A 14,436-nucleotide genomic window follows, 5' to 3' on the forward strand; every position below is an offset into this window, starting at 1 on the left:
AGTCACCAGGCCGTGAGTTAATAACGAGTTTAGACGTTGAACAAATTAATGGCCTTTGATAACTATATTGAAATCAACCTTATTGAAATTAACCTCTTGAGGTGAGGTATCAATCATTAAAGTACCAGTAACCACTATTGACCAATGCGGTGAGCAGTCTGATAAAACGAACATCATCTATCGCTTCACCAAGCATTTCTGCATTAATTTCATAATGGCGGCAAAGAACATCAGCCGCTTTAATATGAGGTGTATCTATTAATTCACCGTTAACAAAGCACTGATCACCAACCCGGATAACCCGTAATCCGTTAAGGCGGTGGAGATTTTCACCTTGTTTCATTAATTCATAAATTTCATCACTTTCATAAGGTGGCTCTGGTGGAGCAATATCAAGTTCATGCCGTGACTGAGAGATGAATTCACCAAACCATTGCTGGAAAGTGTCAGGCTGTGCTAATAACTCGTTCATCATGGTGTGTAGCGCTGATAGTTCATGCGGTTGGACCAGCGCCGGATTTTCGCGGAAAGTCAGATCGGGATCGCTATAACGATAGCTGCCTAAATCACTAGCCAGCACATAATCGGCGAAGCTACTGAACAGTTCACGGGAATTGGGGGCGCGGAAACCAACTGAATAATTTAGTGAATCTTCGATGGAATAACCTTCATGAGGAAATCCTGGTGGGATATAGAGAATATCACCTGGTTCCATCTCTTCGTCAATAACGGCATTAAAGGGATCGACCTGTAATAGATCGGGGTGAGGGCAGCGTTGTTCCATTGGTAGCTTTTCCCCAACGCGCCAGCGACGGCGGCCCATTCCTTGAATGATAAACACATCGTATTGATCTAGATGCGGACCAACACCACCACCGGGAACGGAGAAGGAGACCATCAGATCATCTATCCGCCAGTCAGATAATACGCGGAATGGTTGCATTAATGCGGCGGAAGGATGGTGCCAGTGATTAACCGCTTGTACCAGCAGTGACCACTCTTTTTCACCTAAATGATCGTAACTTTCGAATGGACCATGAGAGACATCCCAACGGCCATTTTTCTGGCTGACCAGACGGCAGTCAACTTCATTTTCCATAGCCAGCCCCGCGAGTTCATCGGGAGTGAGGGGATCAATGAATTGACGGAAGCCTTGTTTAATCAGTAAAGGCCGTTTTTGCCAATGATTATGCAAAAATGCCTGCCAGTCCAGATTCAACTGATAGTCCATAGTGACATCCTGAGTGTGAAGTGAATTTCAAGGTATTATAACGAATAGTTAAACTCAGTATCAGACTACACTGGCATATTTAACTAATCATCGTCATTAATTTGCTGGCATCGGAACATAACGCAAATTCTGGCACCACCAAGTGGACTGTCACTGATACTGATATCGCCTTTATATTGTTCGATAATTTCAGAAGCAATTGACAATCCAAGCCCTTGACCAGGCTTCAAAGTATCAACACGTTGACCTCGCTGGAAAATCATGTCCCATTTTTCAATTGGCACCCCTGGACCATCGTCATCGACAATAATCATTACCGAATCGTGATCAATCGTCACAGAGATCTCAACAAATTTAAGGCAGTACTTACAGGCGTTTTCCAACACATTACCCATGACTTCCATAAAATCATTTTTCTCACCAAGCCAAGTGATCTCCGGTGAGACATCTAACGTGAGACTGACACCTTTACGCTGATAGACTTTTGTTAAAGCGCTGCACAGGCTATCTAGTAAAGCAGGGACAGAAGAGATTTTCCGCATAATAGTGCTGTGTTCACTGCGCATACTGGCACGATGCAGATAATAGCCTATCTGCTGAGAAATACGGCCAATTTGCTCAAGCATGATGGGTTCTGCCTGTTGAATAGTCATTTGTTTGCTGTCACGCAAAGAACGGAGAGTTGATTGTAAAACAGCCAGTGGCGTTTTCAAGCTGTGTGTCAGATCAGCCAGTGTTGTTCGGTATTTTGTATAGCGATTGCGTTCATTATTGAGCAACACATTAAGGTTACGAACTAGCCCCCGCAGCTCTGTCGGTGGGTTTTCATCCAGTTTTTCCCGTTCACCTTTTTCTAATGAACTGATCTGATGAATAAGCGATTTAATTGGCCGTAAACTCCAGTGTGCTGCCAGCCAGATTAATGGGATAACCAGAATAAGATTGGCAATTAATACATAACCGAACCATTCCCACACCAGAACCGATTTTTGTAAATCCTGTGGAATGGTATCGATGACTACAATCGTTAACGCTGGCAAATGAGCTGTCGCACTATATCTGTTGACAGAAACGGAGTGAGTTAGCTCATTATCTTCATTTTCGTCAAGTGAATTAAGTTTACCTAATTGTCCTTGTGTGTTAGCCGAGTTTTTTAGCAAATCCCGGCTGCTTTTTAGATCAGTATCCAGTTCATATAAACCGTCTTCTTTTAACCATTCACTAGGAATAGAGTTTTCGACTTTTGGGATATGGTGTTGACGCCAGAGGATGGTACCTTTGTTGTTATAAATCAGAACCAATGATGGGTTATTCAATGTGAAATTGGGGGGTACTGAAATATCCAGCTGATTGTTATTCCACTGAGCAAGGCTGAAAAATAGATTACTCTGACTGCGTAGCAGTGTATAAGCGGTTTTATCAAAACTGACCAGGTAACCGACAATGGCAACAATACCGTAAGACATGGTAAGAGCAAGAATAACAGCAGCCGTTGCCATTAAAAACCGGGTACGGAGTGAGAAAGGCTGCTTTTTGTGCTTAAGCACTTTTTTACCCATGAAAGTTTTACACATCAAAGCGATAGCCTTGGCCCCGGACAGTCACGATAGCTTCATAAGGCCAAATATCTAATATTTTTTTTCTTAGTCGGCCAATTAAGACATCGATGGAGTGACCTTCGCGTAATTCAGCATCGGGATATAATTGGCGCATTAATGACTCTTTAGTGACAACTTTGTCACTATTACACATCAGTATTTCAATGATTCGGTATTCAAACGCCGTTAGTTTGACGCTCTCCCCGTAAACTGTAAATTCCTTGCGTGACAGATCAATTTTGAAAGGTGGAAATTCAATAATCTGAGAAACCAGCCCATTATTACGGCGTAGGAGTGCCTGCATACGGGCAATAATTTCCTCAAGATGAAAGGGTTTGGTAACATAATCATCTGCTCCTGCATCAAGAACCGTGACTTTTTCTTGCCAGCTTTCGCGGGCGGTCAAAACAAGAATGGGGAGTTTTTCATCTTTTTGGCGCCAGCGACGAATCAAACTCAAACCATCTTCTCCGGGCAAACCAAGATCAACAATGGCAATATCGGGTTCGCTCTCGACCAGATAGTAATCGGCTTCTTTGGCGTTTGCAGCGGCATCAACTAGATGACCGGTGTCGCGAAGCTGTACCGTTAAATGGTGACGCAGTAACATGTTGTCTTCAACGATCAATATCCGCATGGAATAATCCTTCTCAACTCCAGCAGGCAGTTATTGTAATAATCAATTCATTCGGACTGTTATATAGACAAAACTGCCGGTAAAAAATTCAATGTCATGGTTCTGGCTGAATATGTTAGATACATGGATCTGTAACAGCAAGACGTTAAGTGGAAATAGAGAATATAACTTTAAAGTATGTTTGGGATTGGTTTATATAAGAGTAGCAACAGACGGATGTTTTATCCGTCTGTTGAATATCAACTACTTCAATTCATCAACCAGTGTAATTGCACGGCCAATATAATTTGCCGGCGTCATGGTTTTCAGTCGTATTTTCTCTTCTTCCGGTAAATCCAGCCCATCGATAAAGGTTTTCATTCCTTCACTATTGACGCGTTTGCCACGGGTAAGTTCTTTGAGTTTTTCATAAGGCTTTTCGATACCATAGCGACGCATTACTGTCTGGATAGGTTCAGCAAGCACTTCCCAGTTTTGATCTAGCTCATCCAGTAAGTGCTGCTCATTGACTTCCAACTTATTTAAGCCTTTCATCGTAGCTTGATAAGCGATCAGAGCATATCCCAGGCCAACACCAAGGTTACGTAATACGGTTGAATCAGTCAGATCTCGTTGCCAACGGGAAATCGGTAACTTGCTTGCCAGATGACCAAATACCGCATTTGCCAGCCCCAAATTGCCTTCAGAGTTTTCAAAATCAATTGGATTGACTTTGTGTGGCATAGTGGAAGAACCGATTTCACCGGCAACTGTTTTCTGTTTGAAATGGTTAAGTGCGATGTAACCCCAAATGTCACGGTCGAAATCGATCAGAATCGTGTTGAAACGGGCGATGGTATCGAACAATTCAGCAATATAATCATGGGGTTCGATTTGGGTCGTGTATGGATTCCATGTGATGCCGAGTGAAGTCACAAAAGTTTCACTAAACTGATGCCAATCAACCTGTGGGTAAGCGGCTATATGGGCATTATAGTTACCCACGGCGCCATTAATTTTGCCGAGTATTTCGGCTTGTTCCAGTTGACGATACTGGCGTTCCATTCGGTGAGCAACATTGGCAAACTCTTTACCAACCGTGGAAGGTGTGGCTGGTTGGCCGTGAGTGCGAGATAACAGGGGTAAGTCTCGATATTCACTCGCCATTTTTTTGATGGTATCAATCATCTGGCGCCATTGAGGTAAAAGTACTTCTTCACGGGCTGTTTGTAGCATCAGCGCATAAGCTAGATTGTTAATATCTTCAGAAGTACAGGCAAAGTGAATAAACTCAGAAACTTGATGTAGTGCAGGAATATGCGCAACTTTCTCTTTCAGAAAATATTCCACTGCTTTGACATCGTGGTTAGTGGCGCGTTCGATAGTTTTAATACGCATTGCATCCTGTTCATTGAAATTTGCGATGATTTCATTCAGGTAAGCGTTTGCGTCTGTATCAAAAGCGGGAACTTCTTTAATTTCAGCACATTCTGCCAGTTTTTGCAGCCAACGTACTTCAACCTGCACGCGGAATTTCAGTAAGCCAAACTCACTAAAAATGGTACGTAATGCGCTGACTTTATCGCCGTAACGGCCATCGATTGGAGAAACAGCAGTCAGTGAGGATAATTCCATTGGTAGCAACTCCCGGATTTTATTTAACAATGAGAAAGAATATCTTTCGCCTGTTGGATCAGGCGTTGACGAGAAAACATTAATTGCAAGCGACCACCGCCAACTTGTTGCCATAAGACCGCGCAACGGACGCCAGCCAGTAGAATAGCCCGGACTTTCGCTTGTACAAGTGGATTGCGCAGAATATCAGGGGAACCAGTCACTTGGATACGTGGACCTAATGGGCTGATAACATCGACATAAATACCGGCCAACGCGTTGAACATCCCTTCTGACATGGGTTCGAAATATGCCTGTTGACGTTCTAGTAAACTGATACGGTTACCCAATGCATCGGAAGCTGCCTGATTTTTAATTAGCCGGCGCTCCAATGCTATCAGACTCAAGATATAGCGGGTAAGATCGGCAGAAATACCATTGTTAGAACTATTAAACATCCCTAGCATTGCGTTCAGCCCAATTTTCAGATTGCGTTCATGATTGCCGAACACATCTAAAACAGATGCCGGGTTGGTGTTTAAAATGCTATTAACCATAGTGGCGACAGCATCAGTATCACACTGGTTTTCATGAGAAAGTTGTTGTACCAAGCGACCTGACTGGCAAATTCCCGCCAGCGCTAGTGTAATGTTGTAATAATTCTTTGCCACAATTACTCCTGCAAACGTTGTTCGATCACTCCACCGCCAAGACAAACTTCACCCTGATAAAAGACGGCTGATTGGCCGGGGGTGACTGCGGCGACAGGGTTAGCAAAACGGACTTCTATTTTATCTTCGTTTATGGGGGTGACAGTGCAAGGAATATCTTGCTGACGATAACGTGTTTTGACGACGCAATGGATTTCTTCAGTTAATGTCTGTCTGTCAACCCAGTGAAGTTGCTGAGCAATAAGGCCGGTAGACATTAAACGAGGGTGTTCATGCCCTTGTGCCACGATCAGGATATTGTTCTGAACGTCTTTATCTATGACATACCACGGCTCTTCGCTGCCTTCTTTCGTTCCACCGATTCCCAGACCTTTACGTTGACCCAGTGTGTGGTACATCAGCCCCTGATGTTCACCAAGGGATTCTCCATCTACTGTCATAATCGGGCCAGGTTTGGCTGGTAAATAACGGCCAAGGAAGTCACGGAATTTGCGCTCGCCAATAAAACAGATACCGGTGGAATCTTTTTTCTTTGCCGTCACCAGACCAATTTTTTCAGCGATACGACGGACCTCCGGTTTTTCCAGTTCACCGACCGGAAATAGGCTTTGAGCAATTTGCTGGTGGCTCAACGTGTATAAGAAGTAGCTTTGGTCTTTATTATTATCCAGCCCCCGTAATAATTGGCTTTTACCGTTAATATCTCTGCGGCGAACATAATGACCTGTTGCGATGTAATCCGCGCCTAAATCCTCAGCAGCAAATTCCAGAAATGCTTTAAACTTAATTTCTTTGTTGCATAGAATATCTGGGTTAGGTGTTCTGCCTGCTCTATATTCAGAGAGAAAATGTTCGAAAACATTATCCCAATATTCGGCGGCAAAATTGACGGTATGAAGTTCGATGCCTAACTTATCACAAACGGATTGGGCATCAGCCAGATCAGTCGCGGCTGAACAGTACTCTTCATCATCATCTTCTTCCCAATTCTTCATGAACAAGCCAGCCACTTGATAACCTTGCTGTTGTAGCAAATAGGCGGAAACGGAAGAATCTACACCGCCGGACATGCCGACAATGACTTTTTTCTGGCTGTTATCTGACATGGGAATCTCACTGGAGAAAAAAACAAGCGCCGTACTTTAACACGTTGCAAATCGGGGTGCATCAAACGTATCACTGTTTTGTTATTAAATAAACGGAGAAACATAACTATCCAGTAGGGTGAGAGGATGCTTTTTGTTTTGAAGGTAACAGCGAATACTTTCTGCGACGAGTGGAGAACGAAGATAATGGCTACTGAATATTTGCTCTGCTGTAACCCAATGGCAACAGTCAATATCATGGTCTTGTGGATGGGTTACTGTTTGTTGTTCCATTTCAACCAGAAACAGAAAACGGATAAAGGGGGTGCCGTCTGGTGCAACCCACTGATGAACTTTCAGCAGTGCTTGCGGCTTAGCCTGAATACCGGTTTCTTCCCATAATTCGCGTTCCGCCGCTTGTAACAATGTTTCACCAGCCTCAAGATGACCAGCGGGTTGATTCCATACTGCTTTGCCATTAATTGTCTCTTCAACTACCAGGAATTTATTCTGGGCATGGACAACACAGGCAACTGTGATGTGGGGGCTAAACAAAATTGATCTCCTTCCATTCACCGGGTTCCATCTTGCCTAATTGTAAGTTTCCCATACTAAAACGAATCAGCCGAAGTGTAGGAAAACCGATATGTGCTGTCATTCTGCGCACTTGACGATTTCGGCCTTCATAAAGTGTTATTTTTAACCAGCTTACCGGAATATTTTTACGTTCACGAATCGGTGGATGGCGATTCCAGAGCCATGTCGGTTCATGAACTAACTCGACACCTGCGGGTAGGGTAGGCCCATCTTTTAATATGATGCCATTGCGTAACTTATTGAGAGAGATTTCATCTGGAACGCCTTCAACTTGCACATAATAAACTTTGGCTGTTTTTTTATTCGGTTGGGTTAGCTGTGCTTGAAGTTTACCGTCATTCGTCAGAATTAATAATCCTTCACTGTCACGATCTAAACGCCCGGCAGCATACACATTAGGGAACGGGATAAAATCTTTTAACGTTGTTCTGCCCATTTCATCAGTGAATTGGGGTAAAACATCATAGGGTTTGTTAAATATCAACACTCGACGAGGTACTGTTGGTTTTTTGACAGAATGCGATATTTTTCTTTGGCTGAATCGGTTAAGTTTGTGTTTTTTAATAGCGAAATTTGTCATCATAGATCACTGAATAAAATGGAAGGGGTATTATACATTAGTCTGCTATCAATTGGCGTTCGCAGAATATTCAAGTAGTATTGACACGTCCCTTACAAAAAATTAACAAGGTATTACGCTTACTTGAAAGGAGAGGTTAATGGAAAGCAAAGTAGTTATTCCGGCGGAAGGTAAAAAAATAACAGTCGACGCTAAAGGTAAACTGATTGTTCCGAATAACCCGGTCATCCCTTATATCGAAGGGGATGGGATTGGTGTCGATGTTACCCCTGCAATGTTGAAAGTTGTTGATGCAGCGGTTCAGAAAGCTTATCAGGGTGAGCGTAAAATTTCCTGGATGGAAATCTACACCGGTGAAAAATCGACTCATGTATACGGTAAAGATGTTTGGTTGCCGGATGAAACGTTGGATCTGATCCGTGAATATCGCGTCGCCATTAAAGGTCCTCTGACGACGCCGGTTGGTGGCGGTATTCGTTCTCTGAACGTAGCATTGCGCCAGCAATTAGATCTGTATGTTTGCCTTCGTCCTATTCGTTATTACCAGGGAACGCCAAGCCCGGTCAAACAACCTGAATTGACCGATATGGTTATTTTCCGTGAAAACGCGGAAGATATTTACGCCGGTATTGAATGGAAAGCGGGGTCTGCCGAAGCGGATAAAGTGATTAAATTCCTGCAAGAAGAGATGGGCGTCAATAAAATCCGTTTCCCACAGCAATGTGGTATCGGTGTGAAACCCTGTTCTGAAGAGGGCACTAAACGCTTAGTTCGTGCTGCCATCGAATACGCAATTGATAATGACCGTGAATCTGTCACTCTGGTTCACAAAGGCAACATTATGAAGTTCACCGAAGGTGCTTTCAAAGACTGGGGTTATCAGCTTGCTCGTGAAGAGTTCGGCGGTGAACTGTTGGATGGCGGTCCTTGGGTGAAAATTAAAAATCCGAAAAACGGTAAAGAGATCATTGTCAAAGATGTCATCGCAGATGCGTTTCTACAACAGATTCTGTTGCGCCCTGCCGAGTATGATGTTATCGCCTGTATGAACCTGAATGGTGACTATATTTCTGATGCACTAGCTGCTCAGGTTGGTGGTATTGGTATCGCTCCGGGAGCAAACATCGGTGATGAATGTGCTCTGTTTGAAGCGACTCATGGTACAGCACCTAAATATGCCGGTCAGGATAAGGTGAATCCAGGTTCTGTGATTCTTTCCGCTGAAATGATGCTGCGTCACATGGGGTGGACAGAAGCCGCGGATCTGATCGTTAAAGGTATGGAAGGCGCGATTGCTGCGAAGACCGTGACTTATGATTTCGAACGTCTGATGGAAGGTGCTAAGCTGCTGAAATGCAGTGAATTTGGTGACGCGATTATTCAGCATATGTAATCTGCCATCTTGCGAAAACTTCACGGTAGTTAATGCTTCCGTGAGGTTTTCTAACTGCTATAGAGGATCACTTCACTGACGGAGCTTTTTGGATAACTGCCATAAAGGCAATTTTATGTATTTTCTTCCTAAATAAAGCTTTAGCTGGTTTTTTATTCTGTTTTCAGGTGGTTATCTGTCGTTTTTACCTTTTTATGCTTTATAGCCTTAATTGGAAAATCTCAAGTACTTAAAGGTATATATTGTTGTTTTATTAAGCGTAAAATTTTGCAAGTCATGTATGGCAGAGTGTATACTGAGGTTAATATTCGTTCTGTCTGATAGGGAGAGGGGGTAAAAGATGAGTAGCTCAGATGATAAAAAAATAGAGTTTAGTACGAGTGATGTACTGAATGCTCTCTTACATCGCGGGCAGAATATGCAACATCTTGCAACTCAGGAAAGTGTGGATAATCTGCGCCGTGAGACCGAGGTTAACTTTGCATCACTTGATAAACGCTTTGAATCTATTGATAAACGTTTTGAATCTATTGATAAGCGATTCGAATTAATAGATAGACGCTTCGAATCTATTGATAAACGTTTTGATGTTATGGATAAGCGTTTTGAATCCATAGATAAGCGTTTTGATAAACTTGAAGGTAAATTTGATCGACTTCAATGGTTTATTGTTGCTGCGGCGCTGGCGTTGCTATTCAAAGAATATATTTTTAAGGCGGTGGCTGTTATCCAGTAACTTGCAACCTCTTGCAAGCAAGTTACTGCTAACTCATTCTTCTATCCATTATTTCCTCCCTTTTTCATTGCCTTTTGCTACGGTGTTTTCCAGCTCATACTGAAATGGTCTGAGCTGTGTTGAATTTCTTTGCTCGGATGATCAACTTTTGGGGCAGTGCAGAACCGCGCGAAAGCTCGTTTAAAGCTTGAATATAAGGCAGCGTGGAGGCATATCATGGATCCGTATTGAATCCTACTTCTCATTGGCTAAATGCTGCTCGTGCTAGTTCTCATCGAGTGCAATTCGCAATCTTCTAAATTTGTAGAGAATTGCGAACTTATGGCAAATATTTGGCCATTTTTTTCCAATAATCCGATGAGAGTTTTCATGCCAACCAAAGTAGGAGACTTAAAATTTCTATCTTGAGAAGGAGTTGGATGATTAGCTTGGTTTGATGAACGATAAGTAGATATGAGAAGTTAAAACTGGATAGTTAATTTAATAGCGTGTAAAAATCTTTATTATTGGTGTATTTAGGCAAAACCGCTAACGGGAGTTTGTTCTCCCGCTGGTTTTATAACTGTAAATAAAGTACTTACTGTATAATATTTGAAATATTATTATTTAGTTATTGTTTTTCCTTATTAAGAATTTTTTCATATTCCTCCCAAACGACAGATAATGGTGAACTTAAACAACAAATGGATATTGAACCTCCTGATGGAGGGTGATATTCATATTTAGATCTCCCACGATAGACTCTTATAGGTAAATTGTTATCAGTGGGATTCTTCCTTTTTCTTCTTAACATCATTCATAACCTCAACGTATATTGTTTAAATTATGCATTTAGAATAAAAGTGAGATATTTATACAATATTAACTTCATAAACATATTTTTTTTGTAAAAGATAACAAATGAAAATATTAGCAGTAGATAATAAAAGATCCAGTTTTATGTTGCATATGAGAGAAGTTTTTTCATATTTTTCGCAATATAGTTTTAATATGAAATAATATTTTAATGGAATTAAAACATAATGTTAATATAATGTAAAGTAAAAGTTGGTTTTAACTATGTATAGTTGGGTTAAGCCTGTTGTTTTTATAGTCTAATGAGATGGCGATTGATCATGTAACTGTGTTGAGAGGATTTTGATGTTTATACCCGTTATCTTTCAAGTTGCCTCTTTGTTGGTTGCACTCGCTCACTCCGGTCACATAGTTCGCTATGCTCCCGGGGATTTACTCCCTTGCCGTCGCGATGCATCTTGAAATCCATGGGGTATATAGGTATTCAACGAGTTATTGTAACAAAATGATAGGCGTGATTTGGGTTAAACTGTCTCTAACTGACCATCACGGTAAATTGTCAAAGTTAAGCCTTGCGTTTTTGTGATTTATCCAAGACATCTGTGCTTGTAGTATCCGGTCTTAGGGAAATTTAAAGTGGTAATATCATTGTAATGATTTTGGTTTGCAGTGTACCCGATTTTACTTAGAATTCTGTTGCTCATTCAGCAAATTTTCTACAAATTTTGTTAAAGGTTTGGCCTATCTGGCAGGTAATCAAAGTACTGCTCGATCTTTTATAAAAAAGGATCTTATTATCTCGGTTTTATTGTTGTTTTATTTTAATCCGTTTGTGGAAATATTAGACAATCATCTTATAGAGAATAAAATAATGAGAACCATTAGATATATATTTGAATATATTCAGAGAATAGATAAATAAGCAGAAATGTATTCGTTATAATCAAATAAAGAAGTAGTGAACATTCGTTAAAAACTTTTTAATGTTAATGATAACTTAACACAAATAGCTAAGAGAAAAATATCATTTGTTCTTGTGACTGAGGAAGCCTGCAGATAAATGTCAGATATAGGTTGAGATGTTTATTCGTTTTTTGCATGTTATGTTATTTATTGGGATGATATTTTCTACATTGAGTATACGTGTTGGTATTTCATTGTGATCCGATAAGAGAGTTTTTTTATCTTTTTGATTTTTAATGTTTTATGTGATAAATGTCACTATGCGAAATTTTCTAAATTAATGAGGGTTTTTTTGTTAAAGCTGATAATCTGCTCACAAAATTAATCACAATATCTGATTTTTGAATTTTTTTTCTTGATATTAATGGGTTGTTGACTTAATTAACAAACGGTTCATTGGTAGAACTTCTTTTACTTGTATGAGGGCTAAATAACGTTTCATAATTCTGCTACACATGGCCGTTTTCAACTCATTGTTATACATAGAATTATGGGTAGTATAAGATGTAGCACTATTTTGGAATCTTATTTAGAGTAACGGATTTCATATATGCAGTTGTTGTGAGTCACAGCTTGTTGTGAATCACTGATAGGAGGCATAGCCAAAAGTGTATGAAGTGACTGACGGGCAATAGTCGATTGAATGACATATCTATTAACTATCAGTCAAAAACAGTACACCAAACATTCATTTAATCTGATGGATAATGTAAAAAGGTCAGTAAACATTACACATTAATTTCAAACTTGTGTTACATTCATAGCGTTTTTCTGACCAGTATCTCTGTGTTTTTTTATACAGCATTGTGTTACTTGTTAATTATAAAGGCATATTAAGCGCAATGAATTCTGCCGGATACGATTTTATGGTCAGACTGGGTTTACTAATTTAAGGGGAAAAATATCTTGACGGAACTAATTAGCTTTTTTAACAGTATCCTTTGGGGCTCCGTATTGATTTATCTTCTTCTTGGGGCTGGTATTTACTTCACTATACGCACAGGTTTTATACAGATTCGTCATTTTGGGCACATGTTTTCAGTATTGAAAAACAGTAAAAAATCTGACAGTGCGGGTATTTCATCATTCCAGGCTCTGTGTACCAGCTTGGCTGCACGGGTTGGTACCGGTAACCTTACTGGTGTGGCAATCGCCTTAACGGCTGGTGGGCCTGGCGCCATTTTTTGGATGTGGATGGTTGCTCTGATTGGAATGGCAACCTCTTTTATTGAGAGTACACTTGCCCAGCTGTACAAGACAAAAGACGATAAGGGGAATTACCGCGGTGGTCCGGCCTACTATATGGAAAAGGGGCTTGGAGTACGCTGGATGGGCGTTATGTTCTCCATATTTCTTATTATTGCTTTTGGTCTGGTATTTAATGCTGTTCAGGCAAATTCCATTGTTCAGGCTGCTGCTTTTGCATTTAATTTTGATCCTTTGTATGTCGGCATCGGTTTGGTGATTCTTAGCGGGGCCATTATTTTTGGTGGCTTGCGTTCTATTGCTCGGGTTGCAGAATTAGTTGTCCCTTTTATGGCGATAGCTTATCTGATTTTGGCGTTCTGGGTCGTCGGGCATAACTTTGAACGAATGCCGGAAGTGTTTGCATTGATTTTCAAAAGCGCATTCGGTTTGCAGGAAGCAGTTGCAGGAACCGTTGGTTATGGTGTTGCTCAGGCGATGACACAAGGTGTTCAACGCGGGTTGTTTTCAAATGAAGCCGGGATGGGGTCAGCACCCAATGCTGCTGCTTCTGCTTCTCCATATCCTCCTCATCCAGCATCTCAGGGTTATGTGCAAATGCTAGGTGTTTTTATGGATACTCTGGTTATCTGTAGCGCTACTGCTGTTATCATCCTGTCATCGGGTGTGCTTGATGGCAATATTTCAGGAATAAGTGGAATAGAATTGACTCAGCGGGCATTGTCTTCCGCTGTCGGTGATTGGGGATCTGAATTTATTGCACTGGCTATCTTCTTTTTCGCATTCACATCAATCATTGCGAATTATGCTTATGCTGAAAGCAATATCGTATTCCTTGAACGTAATCATACTGCGGGCTTGATGATCTTACGTCTGGCGGCGTTGGGTATGGTGATGTTTGGTGCGTTGGCTGAATTGCCTTTAGTTTGGAAAATGGCTGATTTGTCTATGGCATTGATGGCAATTACCAATCTGACCGCTATCTTGTTGCTTTCTGGCGTCGCATTTAAACTCGCGAAAGATTACAACCAACAGAGACGTGTCGGTAAGTTACCGACATTTGATATTAATCAGTATCCTGAAATTCAGAAAAAGGTCGAAGTCGGTATTTGGGAAGAAACGGCAAATCTTGCTAAATCGAACCAAGCGGCTGGTCACAAGTAAAATGCTAGAACAAAGTATGGTTAGTACGATTTAACAACCTAGCGGCTGACAGCCTTTCACGTTTCATTTGTTATTTTTGCCTTATTTCCATCTAAGTTATGGGAATAAGGCATCTTCATTTGTGCTTTATGTCAAGAACAAAACCTATAGTTTTATGAAAAAATCATGTAAAACATAAATTTTATTT

General features: G+C 41.1%; 11 protein-coding genes. 3 read left to right on the top strand and 8 right to left on the bottom strand.

What is annotated here, in order from left to right:
• Positions 1–109: 109 nt before the first annotated feature.
• The 8 genes from CKY02_RS03075 to rluE all read right to left on the bottom strand — a co-directional run bounded on the left by CKY02_RS03075 (position 110) and on the right by rluE (position 7,992).
• Entirely contained in the window at positions 110–1,231 is a 1,122-nt protein-coding gene (locus CKY02_RS03075; RefSeq protein WP_112894183.1) for a ribosomal protein uL16 3-hydroxylase, read from the bottom strand.
• Between the two features lie 83 nt (positions 1,232–1,314).
• Positions 1,315–2,778, bottom strand: coding sequence for a two-component system sensor histidine kinase PhoQ (phoQ, locus tag CKY02_RS03080; RefSeq protein WP_112894228.1), 1,464 nt, complete (start codon positions 2,776–2,778; stop codon positions 1,315–1,317).
• Between the two features lie 19 nt (positions 2,779–2,797).
• Positions 2,798–3,466, bottom strand: coding sequence for a two-component system response regulator PhoP (gene phoP / locus CKY02_RS03085; protein ID WP_011147027.1), 669 nt, complete (start codon positions 3,464–3,466; stop codon positions 2,798–2,800).
• Positions 3,467–3,709: 243 nt separating this feature from the next.
• The gene (purB, locus tag CKY02_RS03090) at positions 3,710–5,080 is read right to left on the bottom strand and encodes an adenylosuccinate lyase (RefSeq protein WP_112894184.1); all 1,371 of its coding nucleotides are present in this window, start codon (positions 5,078–5,080) and stop codon (positions 3,710–3,712) included.
• A 23-nt stretch (positions 5,081–5,103) separates the two neighbouring features.
• Entirely contained in the window at positions 5,104–5,730 is a 627-nt protein-coding gene (hflD, locus tag CKY02_RS03095; RefSeq protein ID WP_112894185.1) for a high frequency lysogenization protein HflD, read from the bottom strand.
• 2 nt (positions 5,731–5,732) lie between these two features.
• On the bottom strand, positions 5,733–6,836 hold the full coding sequence (mnmA, locus tag CKY02_RS03100; RefSeq protein WP_112894186.1) for a tRNA 2-thiouridine(34) synthase MnmA: 1,104 nt from the start codon (positions 6,834–6,836) through the stop codon (positions 5,733–5,735).
• A gap of 84 nt (positions 6,837–6,920) precedes the next feature.
• Positions 6,921–7,370 (bottom strand): NUDIX hydrolase, encoded by a 450-nt coding sequence (locus CKY02_RS03105; RefSeq protein ID WP_112894187.1) that lies wholly within the window; start codon positions 7,368–7,370, stop codon positions 6,921–6,923.
• A complete protein-coding gene (gene rluE, locus CKY02_RS03110; RefSeq protein ID WP_112894188.1) occupies positions 7,363–7,992 on the bottom strand; it encodes a 23S rRNA pseudouridine(2457) synthase RluE in 630 nt (209 codons plus the stop codon). The genes CKY02_RS03105 and rluE overlap by 8 nt, the downstream gene beginning before the upstream one ends.
• Before the next feature lie 139 nt (positions 7,993–8,131).
• On the opposite strand from rluE, the gene icd reads away from it, so the two are divergent.
• The 3 genes from icd (at position 8,132) to CKY02_RS03125 (ending at position 14,249) form a co-directional block, all read left to right on the top strand.
• Positions 8,132–9,385 (top strand): NADP-dependent isocitrate dehydrogenase, encoded by a 1,254-nt coding sequence (gene icd, locus CKY02_RS03115; RefSeq protein ID WP_112877755.1) that lies wholly within the window; start codon positions 8,132–8,134, stop codon positions 9,383–9,385.
• A gap of 340 nt (positions 9,386–9,725) precedes the next feature.
• Positions 9,726–10,121, top strand: a complete 396-nt coding sequence (locus CKY02_RS03120; protein ID WP_112877754.1) for a hypothetical protein — start codon at positions 9,726–9,728, stop codon at positions 10,119–10,121.
• Positions 10,122–12,785: 2,664 nt separating this feature from the next.
• Positions 12,786–14,249 carry an alanine/glycine:cation symporter family protein gene (locus tag CKY02_RS03125; protein ID WP_112877753.1) on the top strand — a complete coding sequence of 488 codons (1,464 nt, stop codon included), beginning with the start codon at positions 12,786–12,788 and terminating at the stop codon, positions 14,247–14,249.
• The last annotated feature ends 187 nt before the right edge of the window (positions 14,250–14,436 follow it).

Source organism: Photorhabdus bodei (assembly GCF_003287735.1).
In the GTDB taxonomy this organism is placed as follows: domain Bacteria; phylum Pseudomonadota; class Gammaproteobacteria; order Enterobacterales; family Enterobacteriaceae; genus Photorhabdus; species Photorhabdus kayaii.

Excerpts from the sequence above, each read along its gene's own strand:
- CKY02_RS03120 (WP_112877754.1), top strand. The coding sequence starts at position 9,726 with ATGAGTAGCTCAGATGATAAAAAAATAGAGTTTAGTACGAGTGATGTA.
- icd (WP_112877755.1), top strand. The coding sequence starts at position 8,132 with ATGGAAAGCAAAGTAGTTATTCCGGCGGAAGGTAAAAAAATAACAGTC.
- mnmA (WP_112894186.1), bottom strand. The coding sequence starts at position 6,836 with ATGTCAGATAACAGCCAGAAAAAAGTCATTGTCGGCATGTCCGGCGGT.
- phoP (WP_011147027.1), bottom strand. The coding sequence starts at position 3,466 with ATGCGGATATTGATCGTTGAAGACAACATGTTACTGCGTCACCATTTA.
- CKY02_RS03075 (WP_112894183.1), bottom strand. The coding sequence starts at position 1,231 with ATGGACTATCAGTTGAATCTGGACTGGCAGGCATTTTTGCATAATCAT.
- rluE (WP_112894188.1), bottom strand. The coding sequence starts at position 7,992 with ATGACAAATTTCGCTATTAAAAAACACAAACTTAACCGATTCAGCCAA.
- purB (WP_112894184.1), bottom strand. The coding sequence starts at position 5,080 with ATGGAATTATCCTCACTGACTGCTGTTTCTCCAATCGATGGCCGTTAC.